General features: G+C 51.8%; 19 protein-coding genes. 11 read left to right on the top strand and 8 right to left on the bottom strand.

The genetic code is table 11. The annotated features are described in order from the left end of the window. The first annotated feature begins 43 nt into the window (after positions 1-43). From cysB to acnA, 5 genes are all read left to right on the top strand, one after another. The gene (gene cysB / locus LCD46_12265) at positions 44-1,018 is read left to right on the top strand and encodes an HTH-type transcriptional regulator CysB (protein ID UOY68887.1); all 975 of its coding nucleotides are present in this window, start codon (positions 44-46) and stop codon (positions 1,016-1,018) included. Positions 1,019-1,356: 338 nt separating this feature from the next. Continuing rightward, complete coding sequence (locus tag LCD46_12260; GenBank protein ID UOY68886.1) at positions 1,357-1,497, top strand: YmiA family putative membrane protein; 141 nt, start codon at positions 1,357-1,359, stop codon at positions 1,495-1,497. Between the two features lie 2 nt (positions 1,498-1,499). Further along, the gene (locus tag LCD46_12255) at positions 1,500-1,670 is read left to right on the top strand and encodes a hypothetical protein (protein ID UOY68885.1); all 171 of its coding nucleotides are present in this window, start codon (positions 1,500-1,502) and stop codon (positions 1,668-1,670) included. A 137-nt stretch (positions 1,671-1,807) separates the two neighbouring features. After that, the gene (locus LCD46_12250; GenBank protein ID UOY72952.1) at positions 1,808-1,906 is read left to right on the top strand and encodes a hypothetical protein; all 99 of its coding nucleotides are present in this window, start codon (positions 1,808-1,810) and stop codon (positions 1,904-1,906) included. Positions 1,907-2,066: 160 nt separating this feature from the next. Next, positions 2,067-4,742 (top strand): aconitate hydratase AcnA, encoded by a 2,676-nt coding sequence (gene acnA / locus LCD46_12245; GenBank protein ID UOY68884.1) that lies wholly within the window; start codon positions 2,067-2,069, stop codon positions 4,740-4,742. Between the two features lie 37 nt (positions 4,743-4,779). On the opposite strand, the gene ribA is transcribed toward acnA, so the two are convergent. Continuing rightward, positions 4,780-5,370, bottom strand: coding sequence for a GTP cyclohydrolase II (gene ribA, locus LCD46_12240; protein ID UOY68883.1), 591 nt, complete (start codon positions 5,368-5,370; stop codon positions 4,780-4,782). A gap of 197 nt (positions 5,371-5,567) precedes the next feature. On the opposite strand from ribA, the gene pgpB reads away from it, so the two are divergent. The 5 genes from pgpB to yciH all read left to right on the top strand — a co-directional run bounded on the left by pgpB (position 5,568) and on the right by yciH (position 9,217). Then, entirely contained in the window at positions 5,568-6,335 is a 768-nt protein-coding gene (gene pgpB, locus LCD46_12235; GenBank protein UOY68882.1) for a phosphatidylglycerophosphatase B, read from the top strand. 148 nt (positions 6,336-6,483) lie between these two features. Further along, the gene (locus LCD46_12230; GenBank protein ID UOY68881.1) at positions 6,484-6,792 is read left to right on the top strand and encodes a LapA family protein; all 309 of its coding nucleotides are present in this window, start codon (positions 6,484-6,486) and stop codon (positions 6,790-6,792) included. A gap of 6 nt (positions 6,793-6,798) precedes the next feature. Further along, positions 6,799-7,968 (top strand): lipopolysaccharide assembly protein LapB, encoded by a 1,170-nt coding sequence (lapB, locus tag LCD46_12225; GenBank protein UOY68880.1) that lies wholly within the window; start codon positions 6,799-6,801, stop codon positions 7,966-7,968. A gap of 185 nt (positions 7,969-8,153) precedes the next feature. After that, positions 8,154-8,891 (top strand): orotidine-5'-phosphate decarboxylase, encoded by a 738-nt coding sequence (gene pyrF / locus LCD46_12220; protein UOY72951.1) that lies wholly within the window; start codon positions 8,154-8,156, stop codon positions 8,889-8,891. After that, complete coding sequence (gene yciH, locus LCD46_12215) at positions 8,891-9,217, top strand: stress response translation initiation inhibitor YciH (GenBank protein UOY68879.1); 327 nt, start codon at positions 8,891-8,893, stop codon at positions 9,215-9,217. Before pyrF ends, yciH begins: the two co-directional genes overlap by 1 nt. A gap of 106 nt (positions 9,218-9,323) precedes the next feature. Here yciH and osmB read toward each other — a convergent pair whose 3' ends face one another. From osmB to LCD46_12200, 3 genes are all read right to left on the bottom strand, one after another. After that, the gene (gene osmB, locus LCD46_12210; protein ID UOY68878.1) at positions 9,324-9,542 is read right to left on the bottom strand and encodes an osmotically-inducible lipoprotein OsmB; all 219 of its coding nucleotides are present in this window, start codon (positions 9,540-9,542) and stop codon (positions 9,324-9,326) included. A gap of 263 nt (positions 9,543-9,805) precedes the next feature. After that, positions 9,806-10,558 (bottom strand): DeoR/GlpR family DNA-binding transcription regulator, encoded by a 753-nt coding sequence (locus LCD46_12205; protein ID UOY68877.1) that lies wholly within the window; start codon positions 10,556-10,558, stop codon positions 9,806-9,808. A gap of 43 nt (positions 10,559-10,601) precedes the next feature. Continuing rightward, a complete protein-coding gene (locus LCD46_12200; GenBank protein ID UOY68876.1) occupies positions 10,602-10,784 on the bottom strand; it encodes a hypothetical protein in 183 nt (60 codons plus the stop codon). A 193-nt stretch (positions 10,785-10,977) separates the two neighbouring features. On the opposite strand from LCD46_12200, the gene LCD46_12195 reads away from it, so the two are divergent. Beyond that, entirely contained in the window at positions 10,978-11,847 is an 870-nt protein-coding gene (locus LCD46_12195) for a crotonase/enoyl-CoA hydratase family protein (protein UOY68875.1), read from the top strand. Here the strand turns inward: LCD46_12195 and pdeR are convergent. From pdeR to fabI, 4 genes are all read right to left on the bottom strand, one after another. Next, on the bottom strand, positions 11,844-13,823 hold the full coding sequence (gene pdeR / locus LCD46_12190; GenBank protein UOY68874.1) for a cyclic di-GMP phosphodiesterase: 1,980 nt from the start codon (positions 13,821-13,823) through the stop codon (positions 11,844-11,846). The genes LCD46_12195 and pdeR overlap by 4 nt on opposite strands. A 324-nt stretch (positions 13,824-14,147) precedes the next feature. Next, entirely contained in the window at positions 14,148-16,082 is a 1,935-nt protein-coding gene (locus LCD46_12185; GenBank protein ID UOY68873.1) for an exoribonuclease II, read from the bottom strand. 88 nt (positions 16,083-16,170) lie between these two features. Next, positions 16,171-17,157, bottom strand: a complete 987-nt coding sequence (locus LCD46_12180; GenBank protein UOY68872.1) for a CMD domain-containing protein — start codon at positions 17,155-17,157, stop codon at positions 16,171-16,173. A gap of 154 nt (positions 17,158-17,311) precedes the next feature. Further along, complete coding sequence (gene fabI / locus LCD46_12175) at positions 17,312-18,100, bottom strand: enoyl-ACP reductase FabI (protein UOY68871.1); 789 nt, start codon at positions 18,098-18,100, stop codon at positions 17,312-17,314. Positions 18,101-18,105: the final 5 nt, after the last annotated feature.

The raw sequence follows: 18,105 nt of genomic DNA, 5'->3' as shown, positions 1-18,105 counted from the left end.
GTCTTAAGCGATTGACCGCATGCGCTAAATCGGATGGTCTGGCATGAAATTACAGCAGCTTCGTTATATCGTTGAGGTGGTGAATCACAACCTTAACGTCTCGTCTACCGCTGAGGGGCTTTATACCTCGCAACCTGGCATCAGCAAACAAGTGCGTATGCTGGAGGACGAATTAGGTATCCAGATTTTCGCCCGCAGCGGCAAACATCTCACGCAGGTAACGCCAGCAGGACAGGAAATCATCCGCATTGCGCGGGAAGTCCTCTCTAAAGTCGACGCGATTAAGTCTGTGGCGGGGGAGCATACCTGGCCGGATAAAGGCTCGCTGTATATTGCCACGACGCATACCCAGGCGCGTTATGCCTTGCCAGGTGTTATTAAGGGCTTTATTGAGCGTTATCCACGCGTCTCTTTGCATATGCATCAGGGGTCACCGACGCAAATTGCTGAAGCGGTGTCGAAGGGAAACGCGGATTTTGCCATCGCGACGGAAGCACTTCACCTGTATGACGATCTGGTTATGCTCCCGTGCTACCACTGGAACCGTTCGATTGTGGTGACTCCCGATCACCCGTTGGCGGGTAAAGGGTCGGTGACTATTGAAGAGCTGGCGCAATATCCTTTAGTGACCTATACATTCGGCTTCACCGGACGGTCAGAACTTGATACAGCCTTTAACCGCGCAGGATTAACGCCGCGTATTGTCTTTACCGCCACCGATGCTGACGTTATTAAGACCTATGTACGGCTTGGCCTTGGGGTGGGTGTCATTGCCAGCATGGCGGTTGATCCGGTTTCAGACCCCGATCTGGTGCGCCTTGATGCGCACGATATTTTCAGCCACAGCACAACGAAAATTGGATTCCGTCGCAGTACCTTCCTGCGTAGCTATATGTATGATTTTATTCAGCGCTTTGCCCCGCATTTAACACGTGACGTGGTTGATACTGCCGTCGCATTACGCTCGAATGAAGATATTGAAGAGATGTTTAAAGACATCAAACTCCCGGCAAAATAATCACTCCCGGTATCTTTCCATCAGGGAAAGATACCGAAATAACGTCTCAAAGCTAAATTAGAATTATCATCATCTACGCTTCCCCTGCCATATAATGTCATTACCCATTTTATCTGCAGGGTTATAATGTCGTGAATTGGCGACAAAAGTAGAAACTAATTTGACGCTTCGCAAATATTTCTTTTCAGTTATTTATTTCTGGTCAAAAGATTGAATATTTCATACCTCCCAATGCATAAATTCACTGGCTTTTCGGCTAAAGTTTCTTTAGGATTTATCTCAACAGATGATTAATTGTACCAATTGTTTGGTCCTAAATGATAAGCGATGTCGATTGTATGAGGTTAGCAATGCCTTCTGGAAGTGAAGAACCGCAAAGGGATCCTGCGCTTAAGCGTAAAGCTTGGCTGGCGGTCTTTCTCGTCTCCGCCTCCTTTTGGGCGGTGGTTGCTCTCCTGGCCTGGAAATATTGGGGTTAACTATGGCACTGACGGTACGAACAGAGACGGTAAAACAGATGCGTCAGCATCGTGACAATGGTCACAAGGTGCGGAAAGCCCCTGCGAATACTGTGCCTGCATCCTGGAAACTGACGCCGCAGCAGCAAGCTTTTATTGATGTGTTCGCGGAAGACGAACCCAAAAAACAATAATTTAGTTGATTGCGTAATGATGCAAATAGTCTGAATAGTGACTCCGCATTTTTGTACTCTTTAATAAATACACATCAGCAATATAGAACTGAGGGCGACCTCGGAAACGTTTATAAATAATGCCTGGTGTCCCTATGATGAATAACACGACGTCTCATAAATACTGGTCATGGATCGGCGTTTTTACCGTGTCGATTCTGTTCTGGAGCCAGCTCATCTGGCTGGCCTTCCGTTAAATTGTAAAACCTCGCTGCGGCGGGGTTTTTTGTTTTCACCTTCTGAACACATCTGAATTTATCAATTTGGGTTGTTATCAAAACGTTACAGCGTCTTTGTGTTATCTTTAATTACGGCCCTGATGATTGTCAGGACATCTCTGTAATTAAGGAGGAGCTTATGTCGTTAACCCTACGCGAAGCCAGTAAGGACACATTACAGGCAGAAAATAAAACCTGGCATTACTACAGCCTGCCGCTGGCTGCCAGGACGCTTGGGGACATTTCGCGTTTACCCAAGTCCTTGAAAGTTTTGCTGGAAAATCTCTTACGCTGGCAGGATGGTGATTCTGTCACCCTCGAAGATATCCAGGCGCTGGCAGGGTGGTTGAAGCATGCCCACGCCGACAGAGAAATCGCTTATCGCCCGGCCCGGGTCCTGATGCAGGACTTCACCGGTGTTCCCGCAGTGGTTGATTTAGCCGCTATGCGCGAGGCCGTTAAACGCCTCGGCGGGGATACCGCAAAAGTGAATCCGCTTTCCCCTGTGGACCTCGTCATTGACCACTCCGTAACCGTCGACCGCTTTGGTGATGACGACGCCTTTGGTGAAAACGTACGTCTGGAGATGGAGCGCAACCACGAGCGCTATGTCTTCCTGAAGTGGGGACAACAGGCATTCAGCCGGTTTAGCGTCGTGCCACCAGGCACCGGAATTTGCCATCAGGTTAACCTTGAGTACCTGGGTAAAGCCGTCTGGAGTGAACTGCAGGATAAAGAGTGGGTGGCTTATCCGGACACGCTGGTGGGAACGGATTCACATACCACCATGATCAACGGTCTTGGCGTACTGGGTTGGGGGGTTGGTGGTATCGAAGCCGAAGCCGCGATGCTCGGACAACCGGTATCCATGCTCATCCCGGATGTGGTGGGCTTCAAGCTCACCGGCAAACTGTCAGAGGGCATAACAGCTACCGATCTGGTACTCACCGTCACCCAGATGCTGCGTAAGCATGGTGTGGTAGGTAAATTTGTTGAATTCTATGGTTATGGGCTGGATTCGCTGCCGCTGGCTGACCGCGCCACCATTGCCAATATGTCTCCGGAATATGGCGCAACCTGCGGCTTTTTCCCCATCGATGATGTGACGCTGGAATACATGCGGCTTAGCGGTCGCAGCGAAGAGCAGGTCGCGCTGGTGGAAGCCTATACCAAAGCGCAGGGCATGTGGCGCAACCCGGGCGATGAACCGGTCTTCACCAGCACGCTTGAGCTCGATATGGGCAGCGTTGAGGCGAGCCTTGCCGGGCCGAAACGCCCTCAGGATCGGGTCGCGTTGACTGACGTGCCCAAAGCGTTTGCCGCCAGCAATGCACTGGAAGTGAACGTGGCGCAAAAAGATCATCGCCCGATCGACTATGTCCTGAACGGGCATCAGTATCAGCTCCCGGATGGCGCGGTGGTTATTGCAGCCATTACTTCCTGTACCAATACCTCAAACCCCAGCGTATTGATGGCAGCAGGTCTACTGGCCAAAAAAGCGGTTGAGCTTGGGCTAAAACCTCAGCCGTGGGTCAAGGCTTCGCTGGCACCGGGCTCCAAAGTCGTATCGGATTACCTGGCCCAGGCCAAACTGACACCGTATCTCGACGAACTGGGCTTTAACCTGGTGGGTTACGGTTGCACCACTTGCATCGGTAACTCTGGCCCACTTCCTGAGCCGATTGAAACGGCGATCAAACAGGGTGATCTGACGGTAGGCGCAGTCCTTTCCGGCAACCGAAATTTTGAAGGGCGCATTCATCCGCTAGTGAAAACCAACTGGCTCGCCTCGCCTCCGCTGGTGGTGGCATATGCTCTGGCAGGAAATATGAATATCAACCTGGTGACCGACCCTATTGGTCACGATCGCAAGAATGACCCGGTCTACCTGAAAGATATCTGGCCGTCTTCGCGTGAGATCGCGCTGGCCGTTGAAAAAGTGTCAACCGAGATGTTCCGCAAAGAGTATGCGGAAGTCTTTGAAGGTACGCCGGAATGGAAAGCCATCAACGTCGCAGGGTCGGATACCTATGACTGGCAGGATGATTCGACCTATATTCGCCTGTCGCCGTTCTTCGATGAAATGCAGGCTGAACCTGCGCCGCTTAAAGATATCCACGGCGCGCGCATTCTGGCGATGCTGGGAGATTCTGTCACTACGGACCATATCTCTCCGGCAGGGAGCATCAAAGCCGACAGCCCGGCAGGCCGTTATTTGCAAAGCCGGGGTGTCGAACGCCGTGATTTTAACTCCTACGGGTCGCGTCGCGGTAACCATGAAGTCATGATGCGCGGCACGTTTGCCAATATTCGCATTCGTAACGAGATGGTTCCGGGCGTGGAAGGGGGCATGACGCGCCATCTGCCAGGTACGGAAGTCGTTTCGATTTATGATGCGGCTGTCAAATATCAACAGGAAGGTACACCGCTGGCGGTGATCGCCGGGAAAGAGTACGGTTCTGGCTCAAGCCGTGACTGGGCAGCGAAAGGTCCGCGTCTGCTTGGTGTTCGTGTGGTCATTGCCGAATCGTTCGAACGAATTCACCGCTCGAATCTTATTGGGATGGGGATCCTACCGCTTGAGTTTCCGCAGGGCGTCACGCGTAAAACGCTGGGTCTGAGCGGAGAGGAGCAGATTGACATTAGTGGTCTGCAAAATTTACAGCCTGGTAAAACGGTGCCAGTGAAATTAACGCGGGCAGACGGAAAAACCGAGGTACTGGAGTGCCGGTGTCGTATTGATACGGCAACAGAGCTGACCTATTACCAGAACGACGGTATTTTACATTACGTGATTCGTAAGATGCTGGATTGACGAAACCAGCCCGGCACATGCGCCGGGCTTTTTGCTCTTACTCTTTCAGCAGGTGGCCCATTTTTGCGGCTTTGGTATCAAGATAGTGGGCATTTTTAGGATTGCGGCCCACAATCAGCGGTACACGCTCAACAATATTGATCCCTGCCTCGGTCAGAATTTCCACTTTTTTCGGGTTATTGGTCAACAGACGAACTTCATCTACACCCAAAAGCTTGAACATATCGGCGCACAGGGTGAAGTCACGTTCATCGGCGGCAAAGCCGAGCTGGTGGTTCGCTTCCACCGTATCGTAGCCCTGGTCCTGCAGCGCGTAGGCGCGGATTTTATTCAGCAGACCAATGTTACGGCCTTCCTGACGGTGATAGAGCAGAACCCCACGGCCTTCCTCTGCGATGTGAGTCAGCGCTGCTTCCAGTTGGAAACCGCAATCACAGCGCAGGCTGAACAATGCATCACCCGTCAGACACTCCGAATGTACGCGGGACAGAACCGGCGTCTGCCCTGAAATGTCGCCGTACACCAGCGCGACATGATCCTGTCCGGTTGCCAGTTCTTCAAATCCCACCATCAGGAAATCGCCCCATGGGGTTGGCAGTTTGGCTTCTGCCACACGTTTAAGCTGCATGTGATTCTCCAGAGTAGGCTGACACGTGTCGTGCCTTTCGCCTGTTTTGCTTTCTGTATCAGTTCATTTTGCCACAAGCTCAGCATGTTCACCTAATGGGCACCATGCTATATGAACGTTAAACGCACGATCCGACATATCCACGTATCGAATAAATTTCAGTTATGATTGTGACGCTTAGCAAAAAAGGAGAAGACATGCTTTCAATCGCCAGACGTACGGCAGCAGGTGCGGCCATTTTACTGATTATGCCTCTGGCCGTATGGGTTTCGGGCTGGATGTGGCAGCCCGGGCAGAATGCGGCATGGCTGAAAACGTTATATTGGATAACGGAAACCGTCACCCAGCCGTGGGGAATTATTACCCATGTCCTTCTCTGCGCGTGGTTTCTGTGGTGTCTGCGTTTTCGACTGCGGGCGGCGCTAATGCTTTTTGCGATCCTCGGTGCTGCCATTTTGATTGGTCAGGGCGTGAAATCCTGGGTTAAAGATCGCGTTCAGGAGCCACGGCCTTTTGTCGTCTGGCTGGAAAAAACTCACCATATTCCTGTGGATGAATTCTACAATTTAAAACGTAAAGATCGTGGAGCACTGGTGAAAGAACAGCTTGCTGAACAGCAGGATATTCCGAAGTTTTTGCGTAAACACTGGCAAAAAGAGACGGGGTTCGCGTTTCCTTCTGGCCACACCATGTTTGCGGCCAGTTGGGCGTTACTGGGCGTTGGATTACTCTGGCCGAGACGACGAACCGTGACTATCGTGATTTTACTGGCCTGGGCGACAGGAGTGATGGGCAGCCGCCTATTGCTGGGGATGCATTGGCCGCAGGACCTGGCGGTCGCTACGCTGATCTCATGGCTGCTGGTCACGCTGGCGACCTGGCTTGCCGAACGACTCTGCGGTCCGTTAACGCCACCGCTCGAAGAGAAAGAAGAAATTGCCGAAAGGGAGCAAAGTGACGGTTGACGGTTGATAATCCGTCTTTCGCCCATAAATCCATAGCTGGCGCGTTACTTTTTCCGTTTCGCGCCCGTCACTAAAATGGTAGTTTATAAGACTGATTGCGGTGAATTGAACACACTTTATTCGCTTGAACCACATAACGGGAAGTAATGTGAAATATTTACTCATTTTCTTACTGGTATTGGCGATTTTTGTCATTTCAGTCACATTGGGTGCACAAAACGACCAACAGGTGACGTTTAACTATCTGCTGGCGCAGGGCGAGTACCGGGTATCGAGCCTGCTGGCGGTCTTATTTGCTGCGGGCTTTGCCATTGGCTGGCTGGTTTGTGGTCTTTTCTGGTTGAAAGTCCGTGTTTCTCTTGCGCGCGCTGAACGTAAAATTAAACGCCTCGAAAATAACATTGCGCCTGCGTCCGACATTCCGGAAAGCTCTGGTGTGCCGGTCGTGAAGGAATAATCGACTATGCTGGAGTTGTTGTTTCTGCTTTTGCCTGTAGCCGCAGCCTATGGCTGGTATATGGGCCGCAGAAGTGCGCAACAAACAAAGCAGGATGAGGCCAACCGACTCTCCCGTGACTACGTTGCGGGGGTTAACTTCCTGCTGAGTAATCAGCAGGACAAAGCGGTAGACCTGTTCCTCGATATGCTTAAAGAGGATACGGGAACCGTTGAAGCGCATCTCACCCTGGGGAACCTGTTCCGCTCACGCGGCGAGGTTGACCGCGCAATTCGTATCCACCAGACCCTGATGGAAAGTGCCTCCCTGACCTACGACCAGCGACTCCTTGCGGTACAACAGCTGGGGCGGGATTATATGGCCGCAGGGCTGTACGATCGTGCTGAAGATATGTTCTCGCAGCTGGTGGATGAAACTGATTTCCGTATCGGCGCACTACAGCAACTGCTGCAGATTTATCAGGCCACCAGCGACTGGCAAAAAGCTATCGATACCGCGGAACGTCTGGTTAAGCTGGGTAAAGATAAACAGCGCGTAGAGATAGCGCATTTCTACTGCGAATTAGCCCTTCAGCAGATGGGCAGCGACGACATGGACAAAGCCATGGCGTTGTTGAAGAAAGGCGCAGCCGCCGATCGTAATAGCGCGCGTATTTCGATCATGATGGGGCGCGTCTTTATGGCGAATGGCGATTACGCCAAAGCCGTTGAAAGCTTGCTGCGTGTTATCGACCAGGACAAAGAGCTGGTCAGTGAAACGCTGGAGATGCTGCAAACCTGCTATCAACAGTTGGGTAAGCAGGAAGAGTGGGTGGCGTTCCTGCGTCGTTGTGTGGAAGAGAATACCGGTGCGACCGCAGAGCTGATGCTTTCAGACGTGGTTGAGAAGTATGAGGGGAGCGACACCGCGCAGGTTTATATTACGCGTCAGCTGCAGCGTCATCCGACCATGCGGGTATTCCATAAGCTGATGGATTACCACCTGAATGATGCTGAAGAGGGGCGTGCTAAAGAGAGCCTGATGGTGCTGCGCGACATGGTAGGCGAGCAGGTGCGCAGCAAGCCGCGCTATCGTTGCCAGAAGTGCGGGTTTACGGCGTATACTCTCTACTGGCACTGTCCTTCATGCCGTGCATGGTCCACCATCAAGCCAATTCGTGGCCTCGACGGGCAGTAATTTTTTAAAATACTGCATTTTAGTTACAACATACTGAAGCGGTTTACTGCTTCCTGAACTCCATGCGGTTTGCCAGCCTGGCAGGAAAACAAATGGATTCTGTCAATTTGCGGCGGCGGCAGGTAGAATGCTCGCCGTTTATCTGTTCCGCGCCGCTGCGCGCCCATAGACGAAAAGGGCTGGTCATGACGTCTGTTACTTCCTCCACTTCCCGCGTAATTACGGATTCTCCTGTTGTTGTTGCGCTTGATTACAATAAGCGCGACGCAGCTCTGGCCTTTGTCGACGGTATCGATCCTCGCGACTGCCGTCTGAAAGTTGGCAAAGAGATGTTCACGCTGTTTGGGCCGCAAATCGTACGCGATCTGCAACAGCGCGGCTTTGACGTTTTCCTCGACCTTAAATTCCATGATATTCCAAATACCACGGCGCACGCTGTTGCTGCAGCCGCGGAGCTGGGGGTATGGATGGTTAACGTTCATGCGTCGGGTGGAGCAAGAATGATGACGGCCGCCCGCGAAGCGCTTCTGCCGTTCGGTAAAGATGCGCCTCTGCTGATTGCGGTCACCGTGCTGACCAGTATGGACGAAAGTGATTTACGCGACCTGGGTGTGACGTTGTCACCTGCGGAACATGCTGAGCGCCTCGCACGTCTGACACAAAATTGCGGTCTTGATGGTGTTGTCTGTTCGGCTCAGGAAGCGGTGCGTTTCAAATCAGTCCTGGGGCAGGATTTTAAACTTGTTACCCCGGGGATCCGCCCCGCAGGCAGCGACGTGGGCGATCAGCGCCGTATAATGACACCTGAACAGGCACTGGCTGCAGGTGTTGATTACATGGTCATCGGACGTCCGGTGACGCAGTCTGCGAACCCGGCAGAGACCCTTAAGGCTATCAACGCGTCGCTGAAAAAGGGGGCGTAATGACAGATTCCAACAGCCGTCTTGTTTACTCTACCGAAAGCGGACGGATAGACGAACCGAAAACGAAAGCGGAACGTCCGAAGGGGGACGGTATTGTTCGGATCCAGCGTCAGACCAGCGGGCGAAAAGGAAAGGGGGTATGCCTTATCTCCGGAATCGATCTGGATGATGCGGAACTGGCAAAGTTGGCGGCTGAACTGAAAAAGAAATGTGGCTGCGGTGGTGCCGTGAAAGACGGCATAATCGAAATTCAGGGTGATAAACGCGATTTAATTAAATCGCTGCTCGAAGCCAAAGGCATGAAAGTTAAGCTGGCGGGTGGCTAACAGAAATAAGCCACGACAAATGCCGTGGCTTGTTTTATATACGTGCGTAAGTCAGACCTGAAATGCGTTCTAAATAGCGTAATATCGGGGATGGCTTATCGAATTATTATTTACCAACCTGGTGACCGATAATACCACCGACAGCCGCCCCACCTAATGTCCCCAGCGTACTACCATCTGTTAATACTGCACCACCGAGAGCACCGGCACCGGCACCAATAGCGGTGTTGCGGTCACGTTTAGACCAGTTAGAGCAAGCGCTCAGGGACATTGCTACAGTGATTGCCAGAACAGCGGCGGCTACTTTTTTGCTGGTTAAGGTCATAATACTTTCTCCTGAATTATCGATTCACGGAAAGATGTACACATTAAGTATAGACGAATCGAATACTTAATTCTGTTCTCCGCGAAAGCTGGTCGCGCAGGCGTTACGTAATCACGCAGGTGATAGTCACTTCCTGTTATATCGCTAACATTAATTTTACGACTTTAGGCCAGCTTAAACAGGTAAAAACTCTTAAAGGGAGGTTAGGAATCATCTCAGAGAATGGGCTGCGTGTGCGCCCGAAAGCCGGGCGCATAATGTGCTCAGGCGGGGGTTTTAATAATATTGACGATGAGTCCGTCATCTTCCAGTTTATTACGGTGCGCGTCGCTCAAACGTTCATCGGTAATGACGCGGCTAAAGCGAGAAATTGGCCCCATTGTATAAGGGTGAACAGCGCCAAATTTAGAGCTATCCGTAAGCACAATGGCTTCACACTCTTTCTCGAGTACAGCATTGACTACGTCAGAACGCATCATATCCCGACCGGTGAAACCTGTCTCCGGTTGCCAGCCGTCGATCCCGATAAACGCCTTGCTGAAATGAACCTGCTGGACATACTGGCGTGTCAGAGGACCTACCATACTTTCACTTTTTTTCTGGTAAATTCCCCCCAGCAAAATCACTTCACAGCGTGTTTCTTTGAGTAAATGCGCGATATAGCTGCTGACCGTGATGATGGTAACGTCTTTTTGATCGGCAAGCGTACGCGCCAGAAGGGCATTGCTGCTGCCGTTTTCAATAAAAACGGTCTCATCATTGTTCACTAAAGACGCGGCAAATTCTGCCAGTTCACGTTTAAGCGCGTAGTTATTCATCATTCGCGTTTCAACGTCTTCGCTGTCGAGTGGGACAGCATATCCATGCGCACGACGGAGGTAGCTCTGTTTTTCCAGCAGATTGAGATCCTGACGGATGGTGACTTCAGAAACACCCGTGGTTTTAGCAAGATCGACCACGCTTACGCGCCCCTGATCGATGACCATCTGCAAAATGATTTGTTGTCGGGAATTCATAGCATCCATTTAATAAAGCGAAACGAGGTCGGGAACGCTGGGGTTAAACTTCCCACGGCGCCTTTGGCTGACGGTTTTCTGGCGCATTGTCGGCACCATTCTGAGCAAGAAGTTCAGACTTCAGGATCTCAAGATTACGGATCGCAGAGTGATAATCGCCCGCCACCAGGATATCCAGCACGGTATCAATACGTTGTGCTACAGCTTGTGCATCAATAGTAGACATAATCTCACCCCAGGAGCGAAAAGTTAATATTTTCAATGATGCAGAAAATAGGATCAAAAGAGAAGGGAAAAAATGCAATAACTAAATTACATAAACAACAGTGATAAATTTATTCCCTCTCATGCAGTGGGCTTAATGAGTGGATTAGTCTAAAACTGCGCGCAAGGCGCTTTTTTATAAGAGGAATTAGACTATGACAGTTATCAATCAGCCTACATGCACACTGTTTACCGATTCTAAACGTTTCACGCAGTTATCAGGGTATTACGAGGCGGAGCGCCGTACAGTCTGGATGATGCTGCAGGCCCAGCCGCGTCCTTGCTTCAATCATGCGCTAATTGAGGAGATCATGAACCTCTCATGGTTGGTGCGTCAGTCTGGTTTTGAGGTCGATTTTTGGGTAACCGGATCGCTGGTTCCTGAAATGTACAATACAGGAGGTGATTTACAGTTCTTCGTCGAGTGCATTCAGAACGGACGTCGAGAAGCGTTACGGGCATATGCACGTGCATGCGTTGATTGCGTTCATGCGGCATCACGCGGGTTTGATACGGGGGCTATCACGCTGGCAATGGTAGAAGGCAGTGCATTAGGTGGCGGGTTTGAGGCCGCTCTGGCGCACCATTTCGTAATGGCTCAGCGCGATGCCCGTTTAGGTTTCCCCGAGATTGCCTTCAACCTGTTCCCGGGCATGGGGGGATATTCACTTGTTGCACGTCGCTCCGGTATGAAACTGGCAGAGGAACTCATCTATAAAGGGGAATCGCATACGGCAGAATGGTACGAACAGCACGGGCTGGTGGATGTGCTGTTTGAACCTGGACAAAGCTACGTCTCTGTCAGGACATTTATCGACACGCTGCGGCCAAAATTGAACGGTATAAGATCAATGTTACGTGCCCGTACACGCGTTCTGCAATTGCCCCGCAGCGAGCTGATGGACATTACAGAAGACTGGGTTGATGCCGCATTCTGCCTCGAGCCAAAAGATATCGCCTATATGGAGCGTCTGGTTATGCTGCAAAACCGCCATCATGCGGCGGGTTTACGCAAAGCCAGTTAACGCTGATTTCGCGATTGATATCGTTTTAGCCATCGCTCGAATACGGCAGCGGGCATCGGCTTAGCAAAAAGAAAACCCTGCCGTTCGTTGACGCCATTCTTAGTCAGAAAGGCGTCTTCTTTTGCACTTTCCACGCCTTCCGCAATCACCTGCAGATTTAACGCCTGCGCCACCGCAACAATGGCGCGAACCAGGGACTGGGAGATGGATTGCTTATGAATATCCCTGACAAAAGATTGATCGAGTTTAATGGCATCGATCGGGAATCGGGCCAGTTGCGAGAGCGAAGAGTAGCCCGTGCCAAAATCATCCAGATGAATTTGCGCCCCTAACTTGCTGAACTGCTGGATTACTGAAAGCGCCAGCTCTTCGTTCTCGATAAGACAGCTTTCGGTTAACTCAACGTCCACAGGGCAGTATTCAAAGTTCAGATCTTTGAGCGCCTGTTTTAAATCACTGAAAATAGTCTGATCGGCCAGCTGGCGCGCAGAGACGTTCACGGCCACGCGCAGATTAATCCCCTTGTCGCGCCATTTAGCGATCTGGCGAACCACGTCCAGCATCACCCAGCGACCTAAGGGCACAATCAAACCCGACTCTTCGGCATAAGAGATAAATTCCAGCGGAGGGATCAAACCGCGTTCTGGTGACTGCCAGCGGACCAGCGCTTCAAGACTACGGACTTCCCCACGCCAGGTTATTTTGGGCTGGTAGTGGATCAGCAACTGATCGTTATCAAGCGCTTTACGCAGGTTGGTGTCTAGCCAGAGATATTCAAACACGCGCTGGTTCATCTCAGGTGAGAAGACACAAAACTTACCCCGTCCGTTCTCTTTGGCGGTGTACATCGCAGTATCGGCATTGCGAATGACGCTTTCCCGGTCAATGCCATGCTGTGGTGCGAGCGCGATACCCAGAGAACAACCGGTGTAAATTTCAATCAGACCAATTCTGAACGGCTGGCGCAGACGGGTTAAAATGCGCGACGCCATTGCCTCCAGAGAACCCTGCGAGGTATTTGTGGCCATGACAATAAACTCATCACCGCCGAGTCGAGCCAGTATCTGGCCCTCATCAAGACAACTCAAAATAGCGAGGGCGACAGCCTGTAGCAGCTGGTCGCCAAACATATGCCCGTAGGCATCGTTGACCTTTTTGAAGTTATCGAGATCGAGATAGACCACGCCAACCTGCGTTTCGCCACGGCTGTCGATGGCATCTGAAATCAGTTCGTGGATCGCATTGCGGTTTGGCAACCCGGTGATGGTGTCGGTATTGGCCAGCACGCGCAGCCGCTCCTGAGCACGGCGTTCCTCTGTAATATCGGTACCGGAACAGATAAGGAAAATTTCATTTTTACCGCTGCCGCTGTGAACAAATTTGTTTCTGAACAGAAACAATCTTTGTCCTTTTCGCGTTTTGATCCAGCGTTCGACTTCATACGAACTGCCGTTACGAAAGAAACCGGTAATATTGCGCTTTGAGGCCGCTGCTTCGCTGCGGCTCATAAAGAGCTTAAACACGTTCTGGCCAATGACTTCCTGTTCTTTCAGGCCGGTGTACTCTTCACTTAGTCGGTTAAAACGCTGGATATTGCCGTTATGATCGAGAATAACAATGACGGAGTTGGCCTCTGAGACTACCTGCTCCGCAAATGAGAGGCCCTGAGCCAGATCGCGGGCCACGGAGGGGGTATCATTCCAGGAGGACGCGGTGCCAGCCCACTCATTGCGGGTTATTTTGCGTCCGACAAGATGGACAGGGACATTTTCCCCGTACAAAGAGAGCGTCATTGAAATGCTGGAGGTAATAACAGTTAGGTCAGCCTGTTCGTCGTCCAGCGACACCACCTGAGTCACGTCGGCATTTTCACTTGCGGCAAGATGCAGAGCGTTGCTGTCAGCTGATAATCGCCACCATGGGCTGTGAGTGCCCATGTAACGAAACAGCAAATTCTGCTCCAGATCGTCCATCATGTATTCTCCCGCAGCTGCTCATTAGCGCACAAATTATTCATTTGCTGTCGACTTTTCCGTTGTGAAACAGCGGCAAAACCGAAGTGAACTTATTGTTTTTTTCCCTGAATTCTTATAATAAAACGAGTCACGCTAAAAAGGATACGTAGCGTATAAAAATTCACGTAACCGAATATAACAACACTCTTTTACTGTAGATAATTATGGTGAGTTTGGGCGGAGGGAGATTGAAAATAGTAAGAAAAAGTGATGATTTTGTGGTGAAAGATAAAAGTAAAATGTCGGCCTTTCCTGCAAAGAAAGGACCGACATTTTAACAGTCTATCAGGCGACAGGGCGCGCGATAATGCTCCGGGTTTCCATGCGAACTTCAGCGATGTTTACGTCAATCACATCTGTGACTTTGTAAACCGTTTCACCTTTAATTTGCACAGTCCCATTTTCCTGACTACAGACCATTTCGTCACGGACAGTGTGCAGGAACGGAGCAGGGATAAAGGCGACAGCACCGTTATCCACCAGACGGACGCGCATACCGCCACGGCTAATATCAATGATCTCCGCAGCAAAGCGGGTATCTGTACCGGTTTTGTCCTTCAGGAAACGCGCGTACAGCCAGTCCCCAACGTCACGTTCTGCCATCCGGTTCAGACGACGACGATCGGCCATCTGCTGGGTGGTATCGTCCTGAGGACGTGCAATCGTTTCGCCTTTGATAATCGCTTTCAGCAGGCGGTGGTTAACCATATCGCCATACTTACGGATCGGGGATGTCCAGGTCGCATAGGCTTCCAGACCCAGGCCAAAGTGCGGGCCTGGCTCTGTGCTGATTTCCGCGAAGGACTGGAAGCGACGAATGCGGCTATCCAGGAAACCAGAAGGCTGTGCGTCAAGCTCGCGACGAAGCTTGCAGAAGCCCGGCAGCGTCAGTACTTCTTCTGGATCAACATGCACATCGTGATTTTTCAGCAAGGCTGCCAGCGCTTCGGTATTGGCCGGATCAAATCCAGTGTGGACGTTGTAAATGCCAAAGCCCAGTTTGTCTCGCAGCACGCGAGCGGCGCAAATGTTGGCAGAAATCATCGCTTCTTCAACAATGCGGTTGGCAATGCGTCGTGGCTCGGCCACGATATCCAGCACTTCGCCTTTTTCACCCAGAACAAAGCAGTAATCCGGACGGTCTTTGAACACCAGCGCATGGGTTTTACGCCACTCGCCGCGGTTCAGACAGATACGGTGCAGCAGACGAATCTGAGCGGCAATGGCGTCTGATTCCGGTTTCCAGCTGCCGGTGTTCTCCAGCCAGTCGGAAACATTGTCATAAGCCAGCTTGGCTTTTGATTCAATGGTCGCGGCGAAGAACTCAATATCATCTTCAATCGTGCCATCTGCAGCGATGGTCATGCGGCAGGCAAGTACCGGACGCACTTCATGTGGACGCAATGAACAGAGGTCGTCAGACAGCTCGCGTGGCAGCATCGGAATGTTAAAGCCCGGCAGGTAGTTGGTGAATGCGCGGGTTTTCGCCGTATCGTCCAGCTTGCTGCCTTCAGCTATCCACGCGGTTGGGTCCGCAATGGCGACAGTCAAATGCAGTTTGCCATCGGCACTCTCTTCAGCGTAGAGGGCATCATCCATATCTTCTGTACTGGCGCTGTCAATGGTGACAAATTCCAGGGCAGTGAGATCGCGACGAACCAGGCCTTCATCCTGCATCTCAGTTGCAACGCCATTCGGCGCCTCTTTTTCAAGATTATGGCGTGCAAGCGTCACCCACCACGGCACGAAATGGTCGTCGCCAAAGGTGATGAACTGGGTCAATTCAGCATAAAAACCGCGATCGCCTTTCAGAGGATGACGGCGCATTTCTGCTACTGCCCAGTCACCTTCTTTAAAATCATGCTCAACGCCACGGGCGGCGCGGCAGGGAATAGCATCTTTCAGCAGGGGATGATCCGGCACGATAGAAAGACGATCGTCTTTTCTCTGCACCTTGCCCACAAAACGGGTCAGGAACGGTTCGATCAGTTCTTCCGGCTCGGCGGACTCACGATCCTTCTCGGTATGAATGACGGCCATGACGCGATCGCCATGCATCACTTTTTTCATCTGCGGTGGCGGAATGAAATAGCTTTTCTGCGCGTCAACTTCAAGGAAGCCAAAACCCTTTTCTGTGGCTTTTACGACCCCTTCTGCACGCGGCGTTTGGGAATGCAGTTGCTGTTTAAGCTGCGCTAGCAGCGGGTTGTCCTGAAACATAATGTTCTATTTTCGTAGCCATTGAGCGGCTGACAGTTTTACGCGATTCTCACTGTATCAGCAAGCGCTCTTTGGGTAATTAGTATGGTTATTCCTCTTTACCAAACGCGACGTTCAGGCGATTGAGCCAGCCATCAAATGCGCTTTGGCTTAGCAGTTCGATCGCGTGTACGGCAGGGAGTCCTGCATCCATGAGCGGGGTAAACTGTGCGGCGCTGAAGCGGTCAGGAGAGCGTGTCAGCAGTTCTGTTGCTGCCGAAAGTGCGGGAGAGGTAAGAGAAATCTCTTCGCGAATATTAATCAGGATTTCTCCCGTCAGGTCGAGTAGCGTCGGTTCATGGCAAAGAACCGGCGTCAGCGCTTCAAGCGCGGGTTCCGACTGCCAGCGGGAGAGAGATTCAAGCTGATGTGCACTTGCATAGCGCAGTTCGACGACGGGTAAAAGCGGTACCCACGCGTCATGGGGCGTGGGCAGGGTGTGCGGCTGAATATGATGGCCCGGCAACCAGCGAACAGGATGTCCCAGCAGAGCCTGAAACACCGCGACTACGCGAGCCTGAAAACCAATAAAGCCGATAATCTGGTTAATCACCACAATGTCGTAGGTTGACAGGCCCACCTCATCAAGCTGGTTCCGGGCTTTATCATCAATGACATCAGGAGAGCTGGCGAGCTGGCGGGCATACTGGGTGATTTGCGCCAGACGTCGGTTGCTTTCACGCGAGGAGTCCGGGCCGGGAAGCGGGGCGAGGAGGGCGGCGTAGTGGTTACACAGCCGCTGAACGCCGCAGGCCTGCGCAACGGTTAACGCGGTACTGAGCCGATCGTAAGCGCTGAGCGTTTGCAGGCGATTCACGGGAACTGAGAGCGGAAACAGCAGTTGGCATAAGGCTCTGGCAGGAGTAAGCCAGCCTGTACAGGCGGCGACAATCTCATCAGGCAGGGCTAAATCGAGCAAAAAACGATCGTCGACGTTAGCGGCTTCGGGCACCAGGGGCAGAACATCCGTTTGCGCGTGGTTGGACTGGGTTTCGTGGTACCAGTGGCCTTTGCCGGAAAAACGGCGTTGTTCCATGTGCGTTCCTTGATCTCAAAATGGCGATCAATATCCTGGCGTAAGGCTGATAAAGGGAAAAATATTGTTAGGTGATAACAAATAGCAGAACGGAATAACGAAGGGGTGGTGCGGAGGGAAAAACTCTCTTCCCGTGCGGGAAGAGAGTCACAGCTTATTTAATTTCCAGCTCGTTCATTGCAGCGATGTTGAAGCCACCGTCAACGTGAACCACTTCGCCGGAGATACCAGCGGAAAGGTCAGAGCACAGGAATGCTGCAGAGTTACCCACATCTTCAATGGTAACGGTACGACGAATCGGGGTAACCGCTTCGCAGTGTGCCAGCATTTTACGGAAATCTTTAATACCGGAAGCTGCCAGGGTGCGGATAGGACCTGCAGAGATGGCGTTAACGCGCACGCCTTCAGGACCCATTGCGTTCGCCATATAGCGTACGTTGGCTTCCAGAGAGGCTTTCGCCAGACCCATGACGTTGTAGTTAGGGATAGCACGTTCAGCGCCCAGGTAGGACAGGGTCAGCAGAGCTGCGCCCGGGTTCAGCATCGCGCGGCAGGATTTCGCCATCGCAACGAAGCTGTAGGAGCTGATGTCGTGAGCGATTTTGAAGCCATCACGGGTAACCGCGTTCACGTAGTCGCCGTCCAGCTGGTCGCCAGGAGCGAAGCCAATGGAGTGAACGAAACCGTCGAATTTCGGCCATGCTTTTGCCAGTTCAGCAAACATGCCGTCGATGCTTTCGTCTTGTGCAACGTCACATTCCAGAACAATGCTGGAACCCAGCTGCGCGGCAAACTCTTCAACACGGCCTTTCAGCTTGTCGTTCTGGTAGGTGAACGCCAGCTCAGCGCCTTCGCGATGCATTGCCTGAGCGATGCCGTATGCGATGGACAGTTTGCTGGCAACGCCAGTCACCAGAATGCGCTTACCGGAAAGAAAACCCATAGCTT

Source organism: Enterobacter ludwigii (assembly GCA_023023105.1).
GTDB lineage: Bacteria > Pseudomonadota > Gammaproteobacteria > Enterobacterales > Enterobacteriaceae > Enterobacter > Enterobacter adelaidei.
This window is presented reverse-complemented; position numbering and strand designations above follow the sequence as displayed.